Annotated in this window: 20 protein-coding genes and 1 other RNA gene; 11 read left to right on the forward strand and 10 right to left on the reverse strand. The window is 61.1% G+C overall.

The genetic code is table 11. From position 1 onward, the window contains the following. Window positions 1-138 precede the first annotated feature (138 nt). Window positions 139-687, reverse strand: a complete 549-nt coding sequence (locus MPZ60_RS07625) for a phasin family protein (protein WP_003067688.1) — start codon at window positions 685-687, stop codon at window positions 139-141. A gap of 351 nt (window positions 688-1,038) precedes the next feature. On the opposite strand from MPZ60_RS07625, the gene MPZ60_RS07630 reads away from it, so the two are divergent. From MPZ60_RS07630 to MPZ60_RS07660, 7 genes are all read left to right on the forward strand, one after another. After that, window positions 1,039-1,518, forward strand: a complete 480-nt coding sequence (locus tag MPZ60_RS07630; RefSeq protein WP_012837589.1) for a thioesterase family protein — start codon at window positions 1,039-1,041, stop codon at window positions 1,516-1,518. Window positions 1,519-1,748: 230 nt separating this feature from the next. Continuing rightward, a complete protein-coding gene (gene pncB, locus MPZ60_RS07635) occupies window positions 1,749-2,984 on the forward strand; it encodes a nicotinate phosphoribosyltransferase (RefSeq protein ID WP_034358961.1) in 1,236 nt (411 codons plus the stop codon). Window positions 2,985-3,066: 82 nt separating this feature from the next. Then, window positions 3,067-4,485, forward strand: a complete 1,419-nt coding sequence (locus MPZ60_RS07640) for a sodium:proton antiporter (protein ID WP_034358962.1) — start codon at window positions 3,067-3,069, stop codon at window positions 4,483-4,485. A gap of 114 nt (window positions 4,486-4,599) precedes the next feature. Then, entirely contained in the window at window positions 4,600-5,577 is a 978-nt protein-coding gene (locus tag MPZ60_RS07645) for a D-glycerate dehydrogenase (protein WP_034358963.1), read from the forward strand. Window positions 5,578-5,713: 136 nt separating this feature from the next. Beyond that, window positions 5,714-6,121 carry a tautomerase family protein gene (locus MPZ60_RS07650; protein WP_012837593.1) on the forward strand — a complete coding sequence of 136 codons (408 nt, stop codon included), beginning with the start codon at window positions 5,714-5,716 and terminating at the stop codon, window positions 6,119-6,121. A 276-nt stretch (window positions 6,122-6,397) separates the two neighbouring features. Further along, window positions 6,398-8,008, forward strand: a complete 1,611-nt coding sequence (rmuC, locus tag MPZ60_RS07655) for a DNA recombination protein RmuC (RefSeq protein ID WP_080746165.1) — start codon at window positions 6,398-6,400, stop codon at window positions 8,006-8,008. Then, window positions 8,005-9,198, forward strand: a complete 1,194-nt coding sequence (locus MPZ60_RS07660; RefSeq protein WP_034358972.1) for an MFS transporter — start codon at window positions 8,005-8,007, stop codon at window positions 9,196-9,198. Before rmuC ends, MPZ60_RS07660 begins: the two co-directional genes overlap by 4 nt. A 64-nt stretch (window positions 9,199-9,262) precedes the next feature. On the opposite strand, the gene lapB is transcribed toward MPZ60_RS07660, so the two are convergent. The 9 genes from lapB to gyrA all read right to left on the reverse strand — a co-directional run bounded on the left by lapB (window position 9,263) and on the right by gyrA (window position 21,402). Beyond that, window positions 9,263-10,420 carry a lipopolysaccharide assembly protein LapB gene (lapB, locus tag MPZ60_RS07665; RefSeq protein ID WP_034358974.1) on the reverse strand — a complete coding sequence of 386 codons (1,158 nt, stop codon included), beginning with the start codon at window positions 10,418-10,420 and terminating at the stop codon, window positions 9,263-9,265. Next, window positions 10,410-10,745 carry a lipopolysaccharide assembly LapA domain-containing protein gene (locus MPZ60_RS07670; protein ID WP_034358976.1) on the reverse strand — a complete coding sequence of 112 codons (336 nt, stop codon included), beginning with the start codon at window positions 10,743-10,745 and terminating at the stop codon, window positions 10,410-10,412. The genes lapB and MPZ60_RS07670 overlap by 11 nt, the downstream gene beginning before the upstream one ends. 110 nt (window positions 10,746-10,855) lie before the next feature. Next, on the reverse strand, window positions 10,856-11,176 hold the full coding sequence (locus MPZ60_RS07675; RefSeq protein ID WP_003067668.1) for an integration host factor subunit beta: 321 nt from the start codon (window positions 11,174-11,176) through the stop codon (window positions 10,856-10,858). Window positions 11,177-11,285: 109 nt separating this feature from the next. Continuing rightward, the gene (gene rpsA / locus MPZ60_RS07680; RefSeq protein ID WP_003057144.1) at window positions 11,286-12,968 is read right to left on the reverse strand and encodes a 30S ribosomal protein S1; all 1,683 of its coding nucleotides are present in this window, start codon (window positions 12,966-12,968) and stop codon (window positions 11,286-11,288) included. Between the two features lie 199 nt (window positions 12,969-13,167). Next, window positions 13,168-15,240, reverse strand: a complete 2,073-nt coding sequence (locus MPZ60_RS07685) for a bifunctional 3-phosphoshikimate 1-carboxyvinyltransferase/cytidylate kinase (protein WP_034358978.1) — start codon at window positions 15,238-15,240, stop codon at window positions 13,168-13,170. Between the two features lie 107 nt (window positions 15,241-15,347). Beyond that, window positions 15,348-16,244, reverse strand: a complete 897-nt coding sequence (locus tag MPZ60_RS07690; protein WP_012837598.1) for a prephenate dehydrogenase/arogenate dehydrogenase family protein — start codon at window positions 16,242-16,244, stop codon at window positions 15,348-15,350. Further along, window positions 16,244-17,344: a prephenate dehydratase gene (gene pheA, locus MPZ60_RS07695; protein ID WP_003067663.1), complete on the reverse strand. Its 1,101-nt coding sequence runs from the start codon at window positions 17,342-17,344 to the stop codon at window positions 16,244-16,246. The genes MPZ60_RS07690 and pheA overlap by 1 nt, the downstream gene beginning before the upstream one ends. Window positions 17,345-17,466: 122 nt before the next feature. Further along, window positions 17,467-18,576, reverse strand: coding sequence for a 3-phosphoserine/phosphohydroxythreonine transaminase (gene serC, locus MPZ60_RS07700; RefSeq protein WP_034358981.1), 1,110 nt, complete (start codon window positions 18,574-18,576; stop codon window positions 17,467-17,469). A gap of 129 nt (window positions 18,577-18,705) precedes the next feature. Then, a complete protein-coding gene (gyrA, locus tag MPZ60_RS07705; protein WP_034358983.1) occupies window positions 18,706-21,402 on the reverse strand; it encodes a DNA gyrase subunit A in 2,697 nt (898 codons plus the stop codon). Between the two features lie 229 nt (window positions 21,403-21,631). On the opposite strand from gyrA, the gene ompA reads away from it, so the two are divergent. The 4 genes from ompA (at window position 21,632) to ssrA (ending at window position 24,134) form a co-directional block, all read left to right on the forward strand. Beyond that, complete coding sequence (ompA, locus tag MPZ60_RS07710) at window positions 21,632-22,276, forward strand: outer membrane protein OmpA (RefSeq protein ID WP_003067660.1); 645 nt, start codon at window positions 21,632-21,634, stop codon at window positions 22,274-22,276. Window positions 22,277-22,359: 83 nt separating this feature from the next. After that, window positions 22,360-23,073, forward strand: coding sequence for a bifunctional 2-polyprenyl-6-hydroxyphenol methylase/3-demethylubiquinol 3-O-methyltransferase UbiG (gene ubiG, locus MPZ60_RS07715; RefSeq protein WP_003067659.1), 714 nt, complete (start codon window positions 22,360-22,362; stop codon window positions 23,071-23,073). Window positions 23,074-23,078: 5 nt separating this feature from the next. Continuing rightward, the gene (locus MPZ60_RS07720) at window positions 23,079-23,738 is read left to right on the forward strand and encodes an HAD-IA family hydrolase (protein ID WP_034358986.1); all 660 of its coding nucleotides are present in this window, start codon (window positions 23,079-23,081) and stop codon (window positions 23,736-23,738) included. A 19-nt stretch (window positions 23,739-23,757) separates the two neighbouring features. Then, window positions 23,758-24,134, forward strand: a transfer-messenger RNA (tmRNA) gene (gene ssrA / locus MPZ60_RS07725). The last annotated feature ends 64 nt before the right edge of the window (window positions 24,135-24,198 follow it).

Below are 24,198 nucleotides of genomic sequence, written 5' to 3' on the forward strand. Positions count from 1 at the left end.
CATGAAACGGGGGTTTCAGGAGGATCCAAGGAGACAACTTGCGCAAGGTCAGCATCTGATTCAATGTATGCCGACCTGACATGCTGGTGATTATAGGGTAAACCCTAGTCTTTGCCAAGCATGTCAGTAACCATGTTCTTAACGCTTGGCAGCGGTCGTGGCCTTGACAGCTTCGGTTGCTGTCTTGGTGGCAGCGTTGAAGTTGGCTTCGGCCATGTCGGAGGCTTGCTTCACAGCCTTTTGCACGGATTCGAAAGCGTTGTTGGCGGCAGAGACTGCGCTCTTGACCATGGCAACAGCGGATTCGGAACCGGCAGGAGCATTCTTGGTCGTGTTGTCCAGCAGGGCATTGAAGTTCTTGCGAGCTTCGGTGGACTGGGCTTCCAGCGTCTTGTTGAATTCGCCGGCAGTGTTGCTGGCGATGTCGTACAGGTGGCGGCTGTAGGAAGCGGTTTTCTCGGCCAGAGGCTGGAACAGGCCTGCTTGCAGAGTCAGCAGTTCCTGGGCGTCCTTGACGCTGAGCACGGCCTGGGTGTGCTGGGCAGCTTCGGCCAGTGCGGCGCGCGAGGCGGTGACGTTCAGTTCCACCAGCTTTTCCACGCCTTCGAAAGCTTTGCTGGTCAGGCCGAACAGTGTCTCGAAGTGGGCTTTTTGTGCGCTCAGGATTTGGTCAGGGGTCAGGCTCATGGCAATTCTCCAAAATTACGGATCTAACAAAGGGATCGGACCGGAGGAAACGTCTGCTCTGACATGACCGCTATCTTTGCCAGTCGTATGTTGCAGTGCAGCATGGGTGCATTGTGAAAGAGAATTTGTGGCAATGCAAGCTTTAATTTGTTGCGCTGCAGCAAAAAAATTAATGACTCTTTGTTTTTGATAAGTATCTGATTTTTAAAAGACTTTGTTATGTCTGATAACTGACAAAAATTGAAGTAGCGTGTTTTCTTTGTGCGGTGCGTCATGCGTTGATGAGTGACAACCTGCAAGCCCTGTCGCGGTGGTGCTGGCGGCGCCGGGGCGGCTCTGCAAAATGACTGCATGACTGCATCGTTATCTCATGGCAAACCTTTGCGCGCCCAGCCGCAGGCACGCGACTCCTATCCCGTGTTTCGTGAAATCAGCACCCGCTGGTCGGACAACGATGTTTACGGTCATGTGAACAACGTCATCTACTACAGCTGGTTTGATACCGCGGTCAATGCGTATCTGATAGAGCAGGGCGCGTTGGATATTCATGATGGGCAGACGATTGGCCTGGTGATAGAGACCCAGTGCAATTACTTTGCCTCGTTGGCTTTCCCGCAAGCCGTGGAAGCGGGTATTCGCGTGGCCCATCTGGGGAGCTCCAGCGTGCGCTATGAAGTGGGTCTGTTTGCCAGGGGGGCGAGCCAGTCGGCTGCTGCCGGGCATTTTGTGCATGTCTATGTTGACAGACAGACGCGCCGGCCCGTGCCTTTGCCCGAGCCCTTGCGGGCGGCACTACAGTCACTGCTGCGTGCAGAGCCCGCTGGTGAATAGCAAAAACGATAGCTTCTTGCGTATGTATATCAAAGGTTTGATTCTGATCCGATTGATATATCTGGCGGCAAATCGGAAGCCCGCATCTGCAAGAAGCGCTTAGGGGCCGTGAGTACGGTGCAGGGTGTGGAATCGCCTACACTCATCAGTCTCTGTTGAGGCTGGCGCAGCCTGTGTTTTGAGCCAGCCTTGTTCCATGACTGAACGGACCGTCAGGCCCACCGTCGTCCATGATCATCACCAGTCTGCTAGACACCGACCTGTACAAATTCACGATGATGCAGGTTGTGCTGCATCAGTTTCCGGGCGCGCAGGTGGAGTACCGCTTCAAATGCCGCAATCCTGGCGTGCAACTGGCTCCGTACGTCAATGAAATCCGCGAAGAAATCCGCTCTCTGTGCAAGCTGCGCTTTCAAGATGCCGAGCTGGCCTATCTGAGTTCGCTGCGTTTCATCAAGAGTGATTTTGTCGATTTCCTGAGCCTGTTCCAGCTCAACGACAAATACATCACGGTCACGCCCCTGGCCAGCGGCGAGATCGACATCACCATCCAGGGCCCTTGGCTGCACACCATCTTGTTCGAGATCCCGGTGCTGGCCATCGTCAACGAGGTGTATTTCCGCAATACCCAGCCCGTCCCCAACTTTCTGGAAGGACGCAAGCGCCTGGACGAGAAGATCGAGCTGCTGCAGGCGCCTGGCCTTGAGTCGCTCAAGATTGCCGATTACGGCACCCGCAGGCGCTTTTCCAGAGCCTGGCATGAAGAGGTGCTGCGGGTGCTTTGCGCCAGGCTGGGTCATTCGGGGGCGGTGCGCGTCAACGGTCAGCGCAAGGGGCAACTGGCGGGCACCAGCAATGTGCTGTATGCGATGAAGCTGGGCCTGATCCCGCTGGGCACCTTGGCCCATGAATATCTGCAGGCCTGCCAGTCGCTGGGCCCGCGCCTGCGCGACAGCCAGATCTTCGGCTTCGAGTCCTGGGCGCGCGAGTACCGGGGCGATCTGGGGATTGCGCTGTCCGACGTCTATGGCATGTCGGCCTTTCTGCGTGATTTCGATCTGTACTTCTGCAAGCTTTTTGACGGTGCGCGTCATGACAGCGGCGACCCGTTTGACTGGGGAGAGCGCCTGATAGCGCATTACAAGGCCAACAAGATCGATCCGCTGAGCAAGGTGCTGATCTTCAGCGACGGGTTGACCATCCCCAAAACCATCGGGCTGTTCGAGCGCTTCAACGGTCGCTGCCAGCTGGCGTTCGGCATCGGCACCAATCTGACCAACGATTTGGGAAATCCCCCCGAGCATGTGCCATTGCAGATCGTGATCAAGATGACGCGCTGCAACGGCCAGCCCGTGGCAAAGCTATCGGACACACCGGGCAAGAGCATGTGTGACGATGAAAAATACCTGGCCTATCTGCGCCAGGTGTTCAGCATTGCGCCGCCGGAGCCGGTTTCGCTGGCATAGAAATCAAAGAATCATTGGCGGGAGTTATGCCTGTTGCAGGGCAAAGAGCAGAGAGGATGGGCGTTTGAACAGCAAATCTTTTATGAAAGCCGCGGCGGCCGCGCTGTTGACGCTGGCAGCGGTCACCGCGCAGGCCGCAGACATTGACGGTGCAGCCATGTCCGTGGCCTGGGGCCTGCCGTTTGTGGGCATGCTGCTGTCCATTGCGCTGCTGCCGCTGCTGCTTCCGCAATTCTGGCATCACCATTTCGGCAAGGTCACCGCCGGCTGGGCGCTGGCCTTCCTGCTGCCTTTTGCGCTGGTCTATGGTCTGGGCGCGGCGGGCGTGAATCTGGTGCATGCCTTGCTGGCCGAGTATCTGCCATTCGTGATCCTGCTGACCGCCTTGTACACGGTGGCCGGAGGCATCTATGTGCGCGGCAATCTGCGTGGTTCGCCGGGGTTGAATACCACCATCCTGGCCATTGGAGCGGTGCTGGCCAGCTTCATGGGTACGACCGGGGCTTCGATGCTGCTGATACGCCCCTTGCTGCGCGCCAACGACAACCGCCGTCATCAGGCTCATGTGGTGGTGTTTTTCATCTTCATCGTCTCCAATGCCGGGGGGGCGTTGACGCCGCTCGGAGATCCGCCGCTGTTCCTGGGCTTTCTGAAGGGGGTGGACTTCTTCTGGACGGTGAGCCATATCTGGGGCCCGATGCTATTCCTCACGCTGGCGCTGCTGGCCATCTTCTATGTGATAGATCACAAGCTGATGGGGCAAAAGGGCGAGACCGATCTGCCCGATCCCACGCCCAGCATGGATGTGACCGGGGCTCAAAGCCGCCTGGGCTTTGAAGGTCGTGTGAACTTTGTGCTGCTGATGGTGGTGGTGGCTCTGGTGCTGGTCAGCGGCATCTGGCGCACTCCTGCGGGTATCGAGATCGCCGGGACCCATGTGGGCCTGCCCGGTCTGGTGCGCGATCTGGGTTTGCTTGCCGTGGTTCTGCTTTCGCTCAAGCTCACACCCGCTCGTGTGCATCAGGCCAATGAGTTCGGCTGGGGTCCCATGCAGGAAGTGGCCAAGCTGTTTGCAGGTATTTTCCTGACCATCATTCCCGTCATCGCCATGCTTAAAGCCGGTGTCGATGGCCCGTTCGGAGCCGTGGTGCGCGCAGTCACCAATGCCGATGGCACGCCCAACCCGGCCATGTATTTCTGGGCCACGGGTCTGCTGTCCTCCTTCCTCGACAACGCTCCGACTTATCTGGTGTTCTTCAATACCGCCGGTGGCGACCCCGCGCACCTCATGACCGAGATGGCGCTGACGCTGACAGCCATTTCTGCCGGTGCCGTGTTCATGGGAGCGAACACATACATTGGCAATGCGCCCAATCTCATGGTCAAGGCGATTGCCGAAGATCGCGGCGTGAAGATGCCGGGCTTTTTCGGCTACATGCTCTGGTCGGTCTGCGTGCTGGTACCTCTGCTGGTTTTGATTACCTGGATTTGGTTTAGGTGATGGCTCTCCCCTTGAGGGGGCGACATCATTGCTGCGGGACGGTCCTTGCTTGATAGCTCGGGCTGTGCCGGGCGAGCTGATATGTTCTAAAAAGATGAATGAGGAGACAACGCGATGAGTCAAAAGCCCCGTATCTTGATTGCCCGCGCCATTTCACCCGAGGTGGTGCAGCGGTTGCAGCAGCATTTTGAAGTGCAGTCCAATCAGGACGATGTGGTCTGGTCTCCGGCAGAGCTGGCACAGCAGTTGCAGGGCAAGGATGGCGTGCTGACCACGGGTTCGCAGCGCATCGATGCCGAGTTGCTGGCCGCCTGCCCGCAGCTCAAGATCGTGGCCAACATGGCTGTGGGCTACAACAATTTCGATGTGCCCGCGATGACGGCCGCGAGCGTGCAGGGCACGAATGCCCCCGATGTGCTGACCGAGACCACGGCTGATTTCGGCTTTGCCCTGCTGATGGCCACGGCGCGCCGCATTGCCGAGAGCGAGCACTATCTGCGTGCCGGGCTCTGGAAGGACTGGCATTACGACCTGTTTGCGGGTGCCGAGGTGCATGGCAGCACGCTGGGCATCCTGGGCATGGGCCGCATCGGTCAGGCCATTGCACGCCGTGCGGCTTACGGCTTTGGCATGGAGGTGATCTATCACAACCGCTCGCGTCTGGATGCTGCGCTGGAAGCCGAGTGCAAGGCCAGCTATGTCGGCAAGCAGGAGCTGCTCGAACGTGCAGACCATCTGATGTTGGTGCTGCCGTTCACCCCCGAAAACCGCCACACCATAGGCGCGGCAGAAATTGCGCAGATGAAGCCCACGGCCACGCTGATCAATATTGCGCGTGGCGGCATCGTCGATGATGCGGCTCTGGCCCAGGCACTCAAGGATAAGCGCATTGCCGCAGCGGGGCTGGACGTGTTCGAGGGTGAGCCTGTCGTGCATCCGGATCTGCTGGCCGTGCCCAATGTGGTGCTGACACCTCATATCGCCAGCGCCACCAAGGGTACGCGTACGGCCATGGCGGGGCTGGCGGCAGACAACCTGATCTCGTTCTTTGCCGGCAAGGGGCCGCTGACGCCCGTCAATCAGTTGGCCTGATGCCGAGATTAGGCCGTATCACGTCATATCAGTTTGAGGGCGAATACGTGCTCTGAGTGCGTTGTCGGCTTTGATAATTTCTGCCCGCTTGGCGTCTGTGCGCACAGCGGGCTTTTTTATATCAAGCGAGACAGCAATGCCTTTTATCCGCACCAGCGTCCACAAGGACACCACGCCTGCCCAGCGCCAGGCCATCGTCAACGGTATTCATCAGGCCCTGATCGACGGCATCGGCATGCCCGCCGATGAGCTGTTCAACATGGTTGAGGAATATGACGAGCAGAAGTTCTTCTTCAGCCGCACTTTCAACGGCTACAAGCGCTCGGACCGCGTGGTCGTGGTCGAGATCACCATGCGCCGTGGGCGCAGCGATGCCATGAAGCGCGCGCTGTATGCCAACATCGCCGCCAATCTGGAAAAAGATGCGGACGTCGCACCCAGCGATGTGTTCATCTTCACGCACGAAAACGACTATTCCGACTGGTCCGTGGGCGGCGGCAAGTTCGCCATGGCCATTGCCCAGCAAGTGGGCCCCGACGCCTGATTCTTGCGTCAACCGACTGCAGCCTTGCTGTCACCAAGGCTGCAATCGGAAGCAGCACTTCTGATCGCATTGAATTTTTCTTGGCTCTGAGGACTGATAATTTGCCTGCGCGCTAGTGCTTGCAAACTGCAGTCTGCAATGCTCAGGGCGGAAATTCAATGAATAGGTCTGTGGCGCTCTGCTGATAAGCGCTTGCAGCTATGAAAAAAAGAGTGCGAAAGGCGTGGCAAGACAGTGACTACGTGGTGGCTTGGGTTGGCGGCGCTGGCCGTATTGATGGTGGGCCTGCTTCTGGTGCTGCTGTGGTGGCTGCAGGGGCTGCGCCGTCAGACGGAACTTGCTCTCGGCCCTGATGCGATGAGGCTGCAAGCCCAGCTGCTGCAGGGATTGCAGGCGCTGGATGTCAGGCTGCAGCAATTGGAGCGCAGCAGCCAGAGTACCCAGATGACGGTGGCCAAGAGCGATGGAGCCCTGGACCGTGTCACCCAGCATGTACAGACCCAGTTGGCCCAGGCCCAGCAAGATGCACTGGCCGCACGGCGCGAGCAGGCGGCGGCGCTGGCATCCTTTCGTGAAGACGTTGCCCAGCTAGCGCAGCGGCTGACGGGCGACAGCCAGCAAGCCCGCGCGGCACTGGCCCAAAGCAGTGCCGAGCAGGCAGTCCATGTCCAGCAGCGCTTCGAGGCCCTGGCCGAGACCACACGCGGCACGCTGGATTCGCTCAAGGGCGACATCCAGCAGCAGCTCACGCATATGAGTACCAATATGGGGGCTGCGCTCAAGGATCAGCTGGGAAGCAATGGTGAGCAACTGCGCCATCAGTTTGCCGTGTTGCAGGATGCGGTGAGCCAGCAACTGGCTGCGCTGGCACAGGGCCAGCAGACCACGGCTGAGCAGCTGCGCGCAACGCTCAACGAGCGACTGGCCACGATTCAGAGCGAAAACTCCCTCAAGCTCGACGAGATGCGCCGCACTGTCGATGAAAAACTGCATGCCACGCTGGAGCAGCGTCTGGGCGAGTCCTTCAAGCTGGTCAGCGATCGGCTGGAGCAGGTGCACAAGGGGCTGGGCGAGATGCAGACCCTGGCGGGCAGCGTAGGCGATCTGAAGCGCGTGATGACCAATGTGAAGTCGCGCGGCACCTGGGGCGAGCTGCAACTGGGCAGCATCATCGACAATGTGCTCACGCCCGAGCAGTACGCGAGAAACGTCAAGACCGTGCCTGGCAGTGATGAGCTGGTCGAGTTCGCCATCCGGCTGCCGGGCCGCAACGACGAGCAGCCCGTCTGGCTGCCCATTGATGCCAAATATCCGGTCGAGCATTACCAGCGCCTGCAGGATGCCCAGGACAGCGCAGATCGCGTGGCCATTGCCGCTGCAGGCAATGCCTTCGAGACATCGATTCGCGGCGAAGCCAGAAAGATCGCGAGCAAGTACATCGCGCCGCCGCAAACCACGGACTTCGCCGTCATGTATCTGCCCACCGAAGGCCTGTTTGCAGAGGTGTTGCGACGTCCGGGACTGGTCGAGGCGCTGCAGAATGAGCATCGCATCGTGATTACCGGTCCCGCGAATCTGGCCGCCATGCTCAGCAGCCTGCAGATGGGCTTCAAGACGCTGGCGATCGAGAAGCGCTCCTCCGAAGTCTGGGGCGTGCTCGGTCAGGTCAAGACCGAGTTCGGCAAGTTCGGCGAGGTGGTGGAGGCTACGCGCAAGTCCATCGATGCCGCCGCGCGCAAGTTTGATCAGGTGGGTGTGCGCACGCGCGCCATTCAGCGCCATTTGCGCAATGTGCAGGAACTGCCGAATGGAGACGGTCAGGGCCAGCCCTTGTTTTCGGCCGCGTCGGCTGAGGGTGATCAGCTTGCCGCCGAGGACCAGGAGTGAACGCGGCCCTGCTGCGCCTGATTCTTGCGCAAGTCTGTATCCACGGCACCATGACGGGCATGCGCATGGCCACGCCGCTTTTGGCGCTCAAGGAGGGCTATAGCGCAGCCGCGGTCGGCATGCTGCTGGCGCTGTTCGCACTGACCCAGGTGTTTCTGTCCCTGCCCGCGGGGCGCTATGCGGACCGTCACGGGCTCAAGCGCCCGCTCATCATCAGTGTGGTGGCCGCCTGTTCCGGAGCGGGAGTGGCGGTGCTGTTCCCGATTTATCCGGTGCTGTGCCTGAGCGCTTTGCTGACGGGCGGCGCAGCCGGCATGGCACTGATCGCCCTGCAGCGCCATGTGGGGCGCATGGCGCACAACAAGGACGAGCTGCGCAAGGTCTTCAGCTGGCTGGCGATCGGGCCGGCCATCTCCAATTTTTTGGGGCCCTTCGCGGCCGGTCTGCTGATCGACTACGCCGGCGGCGAAGCGGCCAGCACCACAGGTTTCAGGGCGGCCTTCCTGCTGCTGACCCTGATGCCTCTGGCGGCCTGGTTCTGGGCAAGAACGGTGCAGGAGCTGCCCGCGTTGCAGACCGAGAGTGCGAACCAGAAGGCAACGGCCTGGGATCTGGTGCAGAACCGGGGCTTCAGGCGCCTGTTGCTGCTGAACTGGGCGCTTTCCTCTTGCTGGGACGTGCACACCTTTGTCGTGCCAATTCTGGGCCATGAGCGCGGACTGCCTGCCTCGGTGATAGGCAGCATCCTGGGTGCTTTTGCGATTGCTGCGGCCGTGATCCGCATGCTGATGCCCATCATCACGCGCCGCCTGGCCGAATCGCAGGTGGTGCTGGGGGCCATGGTTGCGGCCTGCGCCTTGTTCATCGCCTATCCCTTCATGCCAGGAGCCTGGACCATGGGTGCCTGTTCAGTCTTGCTGGGCGTAGTGCTGGGATCGGTGCAGCCCATGGTGATGAGCATGATCCATCAGATCACGCCACCCGAGCGCCATGGCGAGGCGCTGGGATTGCGCATGATGGCCATCAACGGCTCCAGCGTGCTGATGCCGGTGCTGTTCGGCTCGCTGGGCACGGTGGTCGGTGTCTCGGCCCTGTTCTGGGCGGTGGGGGTACTGGTCGGCGTGTCCTCGCGCCTGCCCTGGTTGATCGGCAAGCAGGATATGCCGGCCGATGAGTGGGGTGACCATTAAACGGGCCGCCTGCATGCATTGAAAAAGAGCGCCCAGGGGCGCTCTTTTGTCTTCTGGAAGTGCTTTACAGCTCTTCGACCCTGCGTGCGGGGTAACTGTCCCAGCTCTGGCAGCCGGGGCAATGCCAGAAATGAGTGCGGGCTTCAAAGCCGCAGGCTGCGCAGCGGTAGCGGGTCAGGGGCTTGGTAGCGTGGTTCAGCGCCTTCTGCACGGTGGCATGGTACTGCTCTTCGGTCAGTGTCTCGCCTTCCAGCCATTGGGCGGCAGCCACCAGGGAAGATTCATGCTCCAGGTGCTGCACCAGGCGCTGGCGGCCGGGGGCTGCAGCGTCGCCGCTTTTCTGATCGACTGCGACCAGTGCCTGCAGCAGATCCAGCGAGGGTGCCTGTTCATAGTGCTTGAGCAGCAGATCGCGAGCCTCGGCGAGCGCGCCCGTTGCCTCGGCCACTTCCACAAGCAGACTGGCCGCCAGGGGCAGGGCTGCGGGGCTGTTCTGTGCCAGGGCCTGAAGACTTGACAAAGCCTGTGCGGACCGGCCCTGTCGATGCTGGAGCTGGGCCAGCTCCAGTCGGGGACGCGGAGCTTGCGGCGCAGTCTCCAAGGCCTGTTGCAGCTGCGCAAACGCCTTGTCGAGCTGGCCATGGGCCACCTGGGATTGTGCGTCTTCGCAAAGATAGTGGGCCAACCGGGTGCTGAAGTCCCCCTGGCCGGCGGCCTGCATCTTGCGCACGATGGCCGCTGCCTGGGCCCAGTCGCGCGAGCGCTCGTAGATGGCCAGCAGCGCCAGGCGTGCTTCGCCTTCGTACTGCGTGCCTTCCAGCCGGTTCAGAGCCTCCTCGGCGCGGTCCAGCAGGCCGGCCTTGAGAAAGTCCTGTGCCAGTGCATGCTGGGCACGGTCCCGGTCGGGGCGGGTGAGGTCGGCGCGGCTGAGCAGATGCTCGTGGACGCGCACTGCACGGTTGTATTCGCCGCGGCGGCGAAACAGGTTGCCCAGTGCAAAGTGCAGTTCGGTGGTGTCGGGGTCGTTCTGTACGGCCTCGATAAAGGCATCGATGGCCTTGTCCTGCTGCTCGTTAAGCAGGAAGTTCAGACCTTTGAAGTACGCCTTGGGAGCCTGGCGGTTGTCGGCACGCACCTGGCGCAAATCCCAGCGGGAGGCCTGCCAGCCCAGCACAAAGGCTGCAGGCAGGCCCAGCAAAATCCAAGTCAGATTAAATTCCATGCACGTCGCCCGGCGCAATGATCGAAGAAGAGTTCTGTTCCTTCACCGCAGGTGCTGCACTGGTGGCGTTGGCTGCGGCGTTCGGTGTTTGTTGAGTGGCCTGTGCTTCGCGCGCTGCGCTGCGATGCTTGAGCCAGCGTGGCACCATGCCCAGCACTCCGACAAAAAGGCCCAGCGCGAAAGCAGCCAGAACCACCAGCACCAGAGGTGCCGTCCAGGCCGTGCCAAAGAAGAAATGCACGGTGGCGTCTTGCTGGTTGTTGAGTGCGAATGCGAACAGAGTGAAAAAAATGGCTGCCTTGAGCAGCCACAGCAGGTATTTCATGCTTCCCTTTATGCGCCTTGTGTGACGGGAAGATTTTAGGCCAGCCTATGCGCGGACTGGCAAACGGACGGCGTGGTCAGCCCTGATGTGGCTGACGGTGCCCGCGGACTTCAGGCGATCTGCGGCTGCTGGGCAGCGGAGTCTTCGGCCTTGAGATTGTCCACGGCTTCGCGCAGGGCCTTGCCGGGCTTGAAATGAGGCACGCGCTTGGAAGGAACCTGAACGGACTCGCCGGAGCGGGGGTTACGGCCTATGCGGGGCTGGCGGTGATTGATGGCAAAGCTGCCAAAGCCGCGAATCTCAATACGGTGACCGCGCACCAGGGCATCGCTGACGGCATCCAGAATGGTTTTGACGGCCTGCTCGGCATCACGTTGGTTGAGTTGGCCAAATTGGGCGGCAAGTTCTTCGACGAGATCGGATCGGGTCATCGGGTGGCGGAGGCTCTAGGTTGAAAACAACAACGGGCGCACAGGGCGCCCGTTGTCTTTGACGCTTGGCGGTCAGCCAGGCGAGCTGGCTGACCGGCTGATGCAAGATTTACTTGTCAGCGTCCAGCTTGGCGCGCAGCAGAGCGCCCAGGCTGGTGGTACCAGCGTTTTCCTTGGAGGACTGAGCCGACAGGGAAGCCATGGCGACTTGCTGTTCAGCGTGATCCTTTTGCTTGATGGACAGCTGGATGTTGCGGCTCTTGCGATCCACGTTCACCACCACGGCAGTCACTTCGTCGCCTTCCTTCAGGACGGAGCGAGCATCTTCCACGCGGTCTTGCGAGATTTCGGAAGCGCGCAGGTAGCCGATGATGTCTTCGCCCAGGTCGATTTCAGCGCCCTTGGCGTCCACAGTCTTGACCTTGCCGGTCACAACCTGGCCCTTGTCGTTCACGGTCACGAAGGTCGTGAAGGGATCGCTGTCCAGCTGCTTGATGCCCAGGGAGATGCGCTCGCGCTCAACGTCCACGGCCAGCACGATGGCTTCGACTTCTTGACCCTTCTTGTAGTTACGAACGGCGGCTTCGCCGGCTTCGTTCCACGACAGGTCAGACAGGTGCACCAGGCCGTCGATACCGGCAGCCAGACCCACGAACACGCCGAAGTCGGTGATGGACTTGATGGGGCCCTTCACGCGGTCGCCGCGCTTGGTGTTCTGGGCGAATTCTTGCCAGGGGTTAGCCTTGCACTGCTTCATGCCCAGGGAGATGCGACGCTTGTCTTCGTCGATTTCCAGAACCATGACTTCCACTTCGTCGCCCAGGGACACGAGCTTGGTGGGAGCAATGTTCTTGTTGGTCCAGTCCATTTCGGAAACGTGCACCAGGCCTTCGATGCCGGGTTCCAGTTCCACGAATGCGCCGTAGTCAGCAATGTTGGTGACCTTGCCGAACAGACGGGTGGCGGAGGGGTAGCGGCGAGCCACGCCCATCCAGGGATCGTCGCCCATTTGCTTCAGACCCAGGGACACGCGGTTCTTTTCGGTGTCGAACTTCAGGATCTTGGCAGTGATTTCCTGGCCGGCAGTCACCACTTCGGAGGGGTGACGCACACGGCGCCATGCCATGTCGGTGATGTGCAGCAGGCCGTCGATACCGCCCAGGTCCACGAACGCACCGTATTCGGTGATGTTCTTGACCACGCCCTGAACGATAGCGCCTTCCTTCAGGGTTTCCATCAGCTTGGCGCGCTCTTCGCCCATGGAGGCTTCCACCACAGCGCGGCGCGACAGCACCACGTTGTTGCGCTTGCGATCCAGCTTGATGACCTTGAATTCCAGGGTCTTGTTTTCGTAGGGAGTCAGGTCCTTGATAGGACGTGTGTCGATCAGCGAACCGGGCAGGAATGCGCGGATGCCGTTGACCAGAACGGTCAGGCCGCCCTTGACCTTGCCGGAAGTGGTGCCGGTCACGAATTCGCCGGATTCCAGAGCCTTTTCCAGCGACAGCCAGGAAGCCAGACGCTTGGCGGTGTCACGGGACAGGATGGTGTCGCCGTAGCCGTTTTCGATGGAGCCGATGGCCACGGACACGAAGTCACCCACTTGGACTTCGACTTCGCCCTGGTCGTTCTTGAACTCGTCGAGGGGCACGTAGGCTTCCGACTTCAGGCCGGCGTTCACCACCACGAAGTTGTGCTCAACGCGCACGACTTCAGCGGTGATAACTTCGCCAGGACGCATTTCGGTGCGTGTCAACGACTCTTCAAAAAGGGCGGCAAAAGATTCAGACATGTAGTTCCTTGCCCGCAACCAGGTTTCCGTCGGCACCATTGCCAAGCGTTTTTAAGACTGATTGCGGAGGTTGTGGGTTTGAGGCCCACGGGGGTTAAAGGTTAACAACCTTGCTGCCGGTCCGCGGTCTGCGAGAACCTGGCATCAAGGGCCAACAAGCCAGATGCAGGGCTGGCCTTGAAACTTCAAGCTAGAAATTTCAAGGACGACCGAACGGCTGGCGTTCCTGCCACCACGACAGCACCTGGGCAACCACTTCTTCAATGGTCATCTCGGAGCTGTCGAGCTGCAAAGAATCCTCGGCGGGCTTGAGCGGAGCGGTGCTGCGATTCATATCGCGGGCGTCGCGCGCCTCAAGGTCTGCCAAAAGGGTGGACATATTAGCTGAAATTCCTTTGGAAATCAACTGTTTATATCGGCGCTCGGCGCGGCACTGGGCAGACGCCCACAAATAGACCTTCAGCGGGGCGTGGGGGAAGATGACCGTACCCATGTCGCGGCCATCGGCAACCAGCCCAGGCAGGGCCTGGAAGGACAGCTGCAGATCCACCAGCGCGGTGCGCACGGCAGGCAGGGCCGATACGCGCGAGGCATTCATGCCGGCTTCTTCGCTGCGAATGGCCAGGCTGATGTCCTCGTCACCCAGCCAGACACGCTGCTGCGCATCGAAGCGCACGGGCATGTCCAGCGCCATCTCGGCAATGGTTTCCTCGTTCGACTCGTCAAGCGTCATGCCGGCACGCGATGCGGCCAGGCCGGTGATGCGGTACAGCGCGCCGGAGTCCAGCAACTGGTAGCCCAGTGCCCTGGCGACTTCTGCGGCAATCGTGCCCTTGCCGGAGGCCGTTGGCCCGTCGATGCAGATCACGGGAATATGCTCGCGCTCGGCTTCGCTGACGGAGAACAGCGCCTCGAAATAGTCGGGGAAGGTCTTGGCCACGCATTTGGGGTCTTCTATGCGCACCGGCAGCTTGGCCGGGTTGAAGGCCGCCAGGGAGAAGCACATGGCGACGCGGTGGTCGTCATAGGTGTGGATGCTGGCCGCTTTCCAGGCGGCCTTGCCGGCTGGAGGGGTGATGCGGATGTAGTCAGCCCCTTCTTCCACCGAGGCGCCGAGCTTGCGCAACTCGATCGCCATTGCGGCAATGCGGTCGGTTTCCTTGACGCGCCAGCTGGCGATATTGCGCAGCGTGGTCACGCCGTCGGCATACAGCGCCATGGTGCCCAGCGTCATGGCCGCGTCGGGAATATGGTTGCAATCGAGGTCGATGGCCTTCAGAGGCCAGCTGCCACGGCTGACCTGCAGCCAGTTGGGGCCGCTTTCGATCTGTGCGCCCATGGCCTGGGCGGCCTCGATGAAGCGGATGTCGCCCTGGATCGAGTCCTGGCCCACGCCCAGAATGCGTATGCTCTTGTGCTGTGGCGCGTTGTCGGCATCGGCGTCATCGGTGGTGCCGGTGGCAATCGCGCCCAGCGCGATGAAATAGCTGGCCGACGAGGCATCGGCCTCCACATGGATGGCGCCCGGCGACTGGTAGCGGCTGCCTGCGGGGATCACAAAGCGCTGCCAGCTGTCGTTTTTCACGGCAATGCCGAAGCGTGCCAGCAGCTCCAGCGTGATGTGGATATAGGGCCTGGAGATCAGCTCGCCCACCACTTCGATGGTGATGTCGCGCTGTGCCCCGGGGACATTGGCCAGCAGGGGCAGGGCCATCAGCAGCGAGGTCAGGAACTGGCTGGAGACATCGCCGCGCACCTTGATGGATTCGCTACCCAGCTGGCTGAAATCGGGCTGGCCGATCTTCAGGGGCGGAAAGCCTTCATCCTTCAGATAGTCGATCTTGCAGCCCAGCTGGCGCAGCGCATCGACCAGGTCGCCGATGGGGCGTTCGTACATGCGGGGAACGCCCGTCATCTCGAAGTTGCCGCCCAGCACCGACAGCGCCGCAGTCAGCGGGCGCATGGCCGTGCCGGCATTGCCCAGGAACAGCGTCGCCGCGGTGCCGGCCGGCAACTGACCGCCGATGCCGGTGACGTCAATCGCCTGGCCGGGTGTGACGGCATCCGGGGTGATGCTGCAGCCCAGCTGCTTGAGTCCGGCCAGCATGACGCGGGTGTCGTCCGAATCCAGCAGGTCGTGAATGGTGGTGGTGCCCTGGCTCAGCGCCGCCAGCAGCAGCACGCGATTGGAGATGCTTTTGGAGCCGGGCAGGCTGACGCTGCCGTTGGCGGAATCCAGTGCGGGCAGGTCCAGAAATTCAGTGGTGAACATAAAACTCTCGTAACCCCCTGTGCAGCCTGGCTGCTTCGACACCGGGCTGCGCGGCGGGCGTTGCCCGGTGTCTGTGGCGGTTGGGTGAATAGATCGACGCCGCTAGTTTAAGAGCCTCGCTTGCCGCCCATGGTCCATTCGGCGCGTGCGGCACTGGCCAGCGTCAGGCGGTCCTGCAGGCCCTGGCCATCGTTGGCCTGCATCAGCCCTTCAAGCTGCTCCAGAGCCTGGCGGAACTGGCGCGACTGGGCCAGGACCTGATCGCGGTTGGCCAGCAGCACATCGCGCCAGAGCTTGGGGTCGCCTGCGCCTATGCGCGTGAAGTCGCGGAAACCGGGTCCGGCCAGCGCCAGCATATCGTCGGCGCCGGGCTGGTTCAGCACGCTTTGCATCATGGCAAATGCCAGCAGATGGGGCAGGTGGCTGACGGTGGCGAGTGCGCTGTCATGGGCCTCGGGCGACATGGCCGTGACCTTGCATCCCAGGGCCTGCCACAGCGCCTGGGCCTTGGCCAGATGCGCGGTCAGCGTGCGCTCCGTCGGTGTCAGCACGACCTGGGCGCCCTGGTAGAGCTTGACATCGGCGTGCTCCACGCCGGCCACTTCCTTGCCGGTGATGGGGTGGGCGGGCACAAAGCTGCCGATCTGGTCGCGCAGCGCCGAACGTGCGGCCTGCACCACATCGACCTTGGTGGAGCCCACGTCCATGATCATCATCTGGGGCGTGACCAGATGCTTGATGGACTTGAGCGTGGCCTCGGTGGCCGCCACGGGCACGGCCAGCAGCACCAGATCGGCGCCGGCCGCCGCCAGCAGGGCGGAAGGTGCCTCCACGTCGATCACGCCCATCTGGCGCGCACGTTCGGTGGTCGAAGGCGATTTGCTGTAGCCCACCACGCGCTTGACCAGGCCGGCTTTCTTGAGAGCCAGGGCGAAGGAGCCGCCCATCAATCCGCAGCCGATCAAGCCGAGCTGCTCGAACGGCTGCAATTCCTGAGTCGCCATCACTTGCTCACCGGGTAGGTGCCCAGCACCTTGTAGAACGCGCACAGGCCCTGCAGCTCCTGCAGGGCGGCGGCCACATTGGCCTGGGCTGGGTGGCCTTCGATGTCGATGTAGAAGTAATACTCCCATTGGCCGGTGCGGGCCGGGCGCGACTCGAAGCGCGTCATCGAGACGCCGTGCTTTTTCAGCGGCACCAGCAGGTCATGCACGGCACCGGCGGTGTTGGGCACCGAGACCACCAGGCTGGTGCAGTCGCTGCCGCTGGGCGCGGCCGTGGCCAGCGTGTGCGGCAGGCAGATGACGGCAAAACGCGTGCGGTTGTAGGCATCGTCCTGGATCGCGTGGCTGACGATGTGCAGGCCGAACTGTTGGGCGGCACGCTCACCGGCAATGCCGGCCCAGTTGGGGTGAAGGGCCGCCAGGCGCGCGCCTTCGGCATTGCTCTCCACGGGGCGACGTTCGGCATGGGGCAGATGCTTGGACAACCAGCCCTGGCACTGGGCCAGAGCCTGGGGGTGGGCGGCCACGACCTCGATGCCGTCCAGCGTATTGCTGGTGCGCATCAGATTGTGGCGGATCAGCATGCTGACCTCGCCCACCACATGGCAGGGCGTGTGCAGGAACATGTCCAGCGAGCGCGTGACCACGCCCTCGTTGGAGTTCTCCACGCCCACCACGCCGTACTGGGCGCTGCCGGCGGCCGTGGCATGAAAGACTTCCTCGAAGCTGTTGCAGTACATCAGGTCGGCCGCGCCGCCGAAGTACTGGATCGCCGCTTCCTCGCAGAAGGTGCCGGCAGGGCCGAGCACGGCCACGCGCTGGGGGGATTCAAGCGCCAGGCAGGCCGACATGATCTCGCGCCAGATGGCGGCCACATGCGCGCCCTTGAGCGGGCCGGGGTTGTTGGACTTGATCTTCTCGATCACCTGGGCCACGCGGTCCGGGCGGAAGAAGGCCGAGCCTTCCTTCTTCTTGAGCTCGCCCACCTGCTCGGCCACATGGGCGCGCTGGTTGACCAGCTCCAGCAACTGGCGGTCCAGGGAATCGATCTGGTTGCGCAGCGACAACAGCTCGGGGCTGGCTTGGGGTTCTTGGCTCATGAATCTCTCAAATTTCGTAGCTGCTGGCGCTTTTTGCACAAGGAATTCAAACCAATACCTTGGTGAAGTACTTGCAGATAAAGCGCTGGCAGCTCATCTTTTTACAAGGCTAAGGGTGGGGCTCAGGCCTGACGTTGCTCGAAGTCACGCATGTAGTCGACCAGCGCCTGCACGCCTTCGATGGGCATGGCGTTGTAGATGCTGGCACGCATGCCGCCCACGGACTTGTGGCCCTTGAGCTGCAGCAGGCCGGCTTGCTTGGCGCCGGCCAGGAAGGCGTCGTTGCGCGACTCATCATGAAGGAAGAACGGAATGTTCATGCGCGAGCGGCAGTTCGCGGCCACCTTGTTCACGTAGAACGAGGATTGGTCCACATAGTCATAGAACAGCTTGGCCTTGGCGATGTTTCGCGCTTCCATGGCCGCCACGCCGCTGAGGCCGCCTTCCGTCTGGCGCTTGAGCCACTGGAAGGTCAGGCCGGCCATGTAGATGCCCCAGGTGGGAGGCGTGTTGTACATGCTGCCGTTGTCGGCCACGGTTTTGTAATCAAACGCCGAGGGGCAGACGGGCAGGGCATGGCCCAGCAGGTCTTCGCGCACGATGACGATGGTCAGGCCCGCGGGGCCGATGTTCTTTTGCGCGCCACCAAAGGCCAGGCCCACGCGGCTCCAGTCGATGGAGCGCGAGGCTACATGCGAGGAAAAGTCGATGACCAGCGGTGCATCCGAGCCCAGGGCCTGGAGGTCGGGCAGCTCATGGAACTCCACGCCGTGAATGGTCTCGTTGCTGCAGATATGCACATAGCTGGCGCCACGGCTCAGATTCCAGCTGCTGGCGGCGGGAATTGTGGTGTAGTCGCTGTCCTTGGCGCTGGCGGCTACATTGGCATCGCTGGCGTACTTGGCGGCTTCCTTGGCCGATTTCTGGCTCCAGCTGCCGGTCACCACAAAGTCCACCACGCCGGCGCGCGACAGGTTCATGGGCACGATGGCGTTTTCGGCAATGCCGCCGCCCTGCATGAACAGGATCTTGAAGTGGGCGGGCACGGCCAGCAGCTCGCGCAGATCGGCTTCGGCGGCTTCGTAAATGCTGATGAATTCCTTGCCGCGGTGGCTCATTTCCATCACCCCCATGCCGGAGCCGTGCCAGTCCAGCATTTCGGCGGCTGCGGTCTGCAGCACTTCTTCAGGGATGGCGGCGGGGCCTGCGGAGAAGTTAAAAGGGCGGTTCATCAGATTTACGCTCAAAACATGTGAAAGCGCTTGTCTGGCTTGCGCTTTCAGCTATCAAAACATTGGGCCACGGGCATGGGGTCATGCCCGTGGCATCCGGTCCGTATCGGGGCAGCCGGGGCTGGCCGATCAGGAGGCGTCGCCGGACTCGGCTGCGCCTTCGGCGCTGGCGCTGCCGGATTCATCGGCTTCGCCGTCCTCGCCGGCATTGTCGTTCGCATCATTTTCGACGATGCGCTGCAGGCCGATGAGCTTGGCACCTTCGTCCAGGTTGATCAGCGTCACGCCTTGCGTGGCGCGGCCCAGTTCGCGGATTTCCGCCACCCGGGTGCGCACCAGCACGCCGGTATCGGTGATCAGCATGATCTCGTCCTCGGGCGCCACCAGGGTGGCAGCCACGACCTTGCCGTTGCGCTCGGACTGCTGGATTGCAATCATGCCCTTGGTGCCGCGGCCGTGGCGCGTGTATTCGCTGATGGCCGTGCGCTTGCCGTAGCCGTTTTCGGTGGCGGTCAGCACGCTTTGCGAACCCGCCACCACGTTGCCCGTGCCGTCGTCGGCCTCGGCGACCAGCATGGCGATCACGTTCTGATGCTCCTCGATGTTCATGCCGCGCACGCCGCGCGCATTGCGGCCCATGGGGCGCACATCGTTCTCGTCAAAGCGCACCGCCTTGCCGCCGTCGCTGAACAGCATCACATCATGCTTGCCGTCGGTCAGCGCAGCGCCGATCAGGTAGTCGCCCTCGTCCAGGCCTACGGCAATGATGCCGGCCTTGCGCGGGTTGCTGAACTCGGTCAGCGCCGTCTTCTTGACGGTGCCCATGCTGGTGGCCATGAAGACGAAGTGATCTTCGGGGAAGCTGCGGTTTTCGCCGGTCAGCGGCAGCACCACGTTGATCTTCTCGCCTTCCTGCAGCGGGAACATGTTGACGATGGGGCGACCACGCGAGCCGCGCGAGCCCGAGGGCACTTCCCAGACCTTGAGCCAGTACATGCGGCCGCGGTTGGAGAAGCACAGCAGATAGTCGTGCGTGTTGGCGATGAAGAGCTGGTCGATCCAGTCGTCTTCCTTGGTGGCCGTGGCCTGCTTGCCGCGGCCGCCGCGCTTTTGCGAGCGGTACTCGGACAGGGGCTGGCTCTTGATGTAGCCGGTGTGCGAGAGCGTCACCACCATGTCGGTGGGCGTGATCAGGTCTTCGGTGGACAGGTCTTGCGCGCTGTATTCCACGGTGGAGCGACGCTCGCCCTTCTTGGACTGACCGAATTCGGCCTTCACGGCGTTGAGTTCTTCACCAATGATGATGGAGACGCGCTCGGGCTTGGCCAGGATGTCCAGCAGGTCTTCGATGACCGACATGACGTCCTTGTACTCGGCCACGATCTTGTCTTGCTCAAGGCCCGTCAGGCGTTGCAGACGCATCTGCAGAATTTCCTGGGCCTGGGTCTCGGACAGGCGGTACAGGCCGTTTTGCTGCATGCCGAATTCGACTTCCAGGCCCTCGGGGCGATAGTCGTCGGCATTGACCACGCCGCCGTCGGTGCGCGTGCGGGTGAGCATCTCGCGCACCAGCTTGCTGTCCCAGGATTTTTCCATCAGCGCGGCCTTGGCCACGGGAGGTGTGGGAGCGTTGCGGATGATGGCAATGAAGTCGTCGATATTGGCCAGTGCGACGGCCAGACCTTCCAGCACATGGCCGCGGTCGCGCGCCTTGCGCAGCTCAAACACGGTGCGGCGGGTCACCACTTCGCGGCGGTGCTCCAGGAAGACCTGGATCAGATCCTTCAGGTTGCAGAGCTTGGGCTGGCCGTTGACCAGGGCCACCATGTTCATGCCGAAGGTGTCTTGCAGCTGGGTCAGCTTGTAGAGGTTGTTGAGCACCACCTCGGGCACTTCGCCGCGCTTCAATTCGATCACCAGGCGCATGCCGGACTTGTCCGACTCGTCCTGGATATGGCTGATGCCCTCGATCTTCTTTTCGTGCACCAGCTCGGCCATGCGCTCCTGCAGCGTCTTCTTGTTGACCTGGTAGGGCAGCTCGTCAACGATGATGGACTGACGCTGACCCTTGTCGATGTCCTCGAAGTGGCACTTGGCACGCATCACCACGCGGCCACGGCCGGTGCGATAGCCTTCCTTGACGCCGTTGATGCCGTAGATGATGCCGGCCGTGGGGAAGTCCGGTGCGGGAATGATCTCCATCAGCTCGTCGATGGAAGCTTCGGGGTTCTGCAGCAAATGCAGGCAGCCGTCCACTACCTCATTGAGGTTGTGCGGCGGGATATTCGTGGCCATACCCACGGCAATACCCGAGGAGCCGTTGACCAGCAGGTTAGGCAGGCGGCTTGGCAGCACCAGCGGCTCCTGCTCGGAGCCGTCGTAGTTAGGGCCGAAGTCCACCGTCTCCTTGTCGATGTCGCCCAGCATTTCATGAGCGATCTTGGAGAGGCGGATTTCCGTGTAACGCATGGCGGCGGCGCTGTCGCCGTCCACCGAGCCGAAGTTGCCCTGGCCATCGACCAGCATGTGGCGCAGCGAGAAGTCCTGTGCCATGCGCACGATGGTGTCGTAGACCGCGCTGTCGCCGTGAGGGTGGTACTTACCGATGACGTCACCGACGATACGCGCCGACTTCTTGTAGGGGCGGTTCCAGTCGTTATTGAGTTCGTGCATGGCGTACAGAACGCGGCGGTGCACAGGCTTTAGGCCATCACGCGCATCAGGAAGCGCCCGGCCCACGATCACGCTCATGGCGTAATCGAGATAACTGCGACGCATCTCCTCTTCAAGGCTGATGGGCAGAGTTTCTTTAGCAAACTGGGTCATGTCTAGTGATACTTTGACGGCTGGAAAACAGCCATTTTAGGTCGAATGGCGTGTGGCAGCAGAGCAACATAACTGAGGAATTACATAGCTGTACTACTTGTTGGTGCCTAGTTGACAACACTCTTGCATGTTACGTATGGCACAATCATTTCAACGTTTTTGGTGATGGTCACTGATGACGTCCACAGATTCGCAGCCCTGCTGCGGCTTTTTCCCCAAGAGGAGAACCATGAAGAAACTGAACAAAGTGGCGATGTTGTTTGCCTCTGCTGCCCTCGTGACAGCCGCTGGCGCACAAGTGAAGGCTGCTGACGGTGGCAAGACTATCGACAACTGGCAAAACGGCACCAGCGAACTGGTGTGGAAGAACGGCACGAACGAACTGTGCTGGCGCGATGCCAACTGGACTCCTGCTACTGCCGCTGTTGATTGCGACGGTGCTCTGAAGGCCCAGGTTGCTGCTCCCGCTCCCGCCGTTGTGCCTCCCGCTCCTGTGGCTCCCCAGCCTGCAGTGGCATCTAAGGTTACCTACTCTGCTGACGCTTTCTTCGACTTCGACAAGTCCGTGCTGAAGCCCGCAGGCAAGGCTAAGCTGGATGACCTGACCGGCAAGATCAAGGACATCAACCTGGAAGTCATCATCGCCGTGGGTCACACTGACTCCGTGGGCTCCGATGCTTACAACCAGAAGCTGTCGGTGCGTCGCGCTGAAGCTGTGAAGGCTTATCTGGTGTCCAAGGGCATCGAAAAGAGCCGCGTGTACACCGAAGGCAAGGGCGAAAAGCAACCCGTGGCAGACAACAAGACTGCTGCTGGCCGCGCTCAGAACCGTCGCGTGGAAATCGAAGTTGTGGGCACCAAGGCTGCTCAGTAATCTTTCGATTGCTACACAAAAAGCCCCGGCAACGGGGCTTTTTTTATGCCTGATTCATTGCTGTAATCGCGGACAATTGCCTCATGAGCAACACTATCAATGCCGACCCGGCAGAACTGGAAAAATTCTCCAGCTTGGCCCATCGCTGGTGGGATCCCGAGAGTGAATTCAAGCCACTGCATCAGATCAACCCCCTGAGACTGGACTGGATCAACGCCCAGGCCCCATTGGCGAACCAGAGGGTGCTGGATGTGGGCTGTGGCGGTGGCATTCTTGCAGACTCCATGGCGCGCAAAGGGGCCAAGGTGGTGGGTATCGATCTCGCAACCAAGGCTTTGCGCGTCGCGCAGCTGCATGCTCTGGAGGCGGGAACGCCCAATATTCAATACCATGAGGTCAGCGTCGAGCAACTGGCGCAGGAGCAGCCGGCAAGCTTTGATGTGGTGACCTGCATGGAAATGCTGGAGCATGTGCCCGATCCTGCGTCCATCGTGCGGGCATGTGCCCAACTGGTCAAGCCTGGTGGCTGGGTGTTTTTTTCCACCATCAATCGCAATGCCAAGGCTTTTGCGTTGGCGATCGTGGCTGCCGAATACATGCTCAAGATGATTCCCAAAGGGACTCATGAGTACGCCAAGTTGCTGCGCCCAAGCGAGTTGGCACGCTTTGCGCGCGAAGCCGGCCTGGATGTGCAAGGCAGCAAGGGCATGGAGCACAACCCGATCTCGGGCCGCTATTGGCTCAGCAACGACACCTCGGTCAATTACATGCTGGCAACACGCCGCCCTCAGGAGTGACAGCCATGTGGAAGCACGTTAGAGCCGTTCTTTTCGATCTGGATGGCACTTTGATCGACAGCGCTCCTGATCTGGGGGCTGCAGCAGACAAGATGCGTGTGGATCGCGGCATGCCGTCGTTGCCACTCCATGCCTACCGCCATATGGCTGGGGCTGGAGCGCGTGGAATGCTGGGTATTGCGTTCGGCATGACGCCCGATTCTGCCGGCTTCGAAGAAATGCGGGAGGAGTTCTTTCGCAATTACGAGCAATGCATGACCGAGCGCACCTATGCTTTTGATGGCGTGCCCGAGTTGATCCGGGCGTTGGAAGCCGGCCCGCTTCTATGGGGTGTGGTGACCAACAAGTCCATGCGCTTCACCGAGCCGCTGACACGTCAGATGCCCTTGTTCGCCCAGGCGGCAGCTGTGGTTAGCGGGGACACGACGCCGCATTCCAAGCCTCACCCCGAGCCTTTGTTTGAAGCCGCACGACGCATGCAGATTGCTCCCGAGCATTGCATCTATGTCGGAGATGACGAGCGCGATATCCAGGCGGGTGCAGCAGCGGGTATGAAAACCGTAGCTGCACGCTATGGCTACCTAGGTGCGACAGCAGATACGGTTCACTGGGGTGCCGATGCACATATCAATTCACCGCTTGAGCTGTTGAAGTTGCTGGGATGAGGCTAGAATAGGCAACTAAGGGGCTGTCCTGGTTTCGACGTGGGTTCGGGACCGGTGCGGTGCATGTCGAGCTTGAGTGATGCTCGTAAATCTCCATTCAAAAAACTAACTGCAAACGACGAACGTTTCGCACTCGCCGCTTAATCCGGTGAGCCTTGCAACAGCACGCTAGTGGGCTGGGCAAGGGGGTAGCAATACCTCCCGGCTGCAAGGGAATTTACATTAGCTGGCTGGATACCGGGCTTCTTGGTATTTGGCGAGATTTTAGGAAGCTGGCTACCCAAGCAGCGTGTGCCTGCGGGGTTTGGGTGGCGAGATTTAAAACAGAGCACTAAACATGTAGATCTGTCCGGCGAAGGCTTACGGACGCGGGTTCAATTCCCGCCAGCTCCACCATCCACCTGTACAAAGGGGTTCAATGAAGTTCATTGAACCCCTTTTTCTTTTGAGAAATCAATGA

This window comes from Comamonas sp. 7D-2, assembly GCF_022749555.1.
GTDB classification, from domain to species: domain Bacteria; phylum Pseudomonadota; class Gammaproteobacteria; order Burkholderiales; family Burkholderiaceae_C; genus Comamonas; species Comamonas thiooxydans.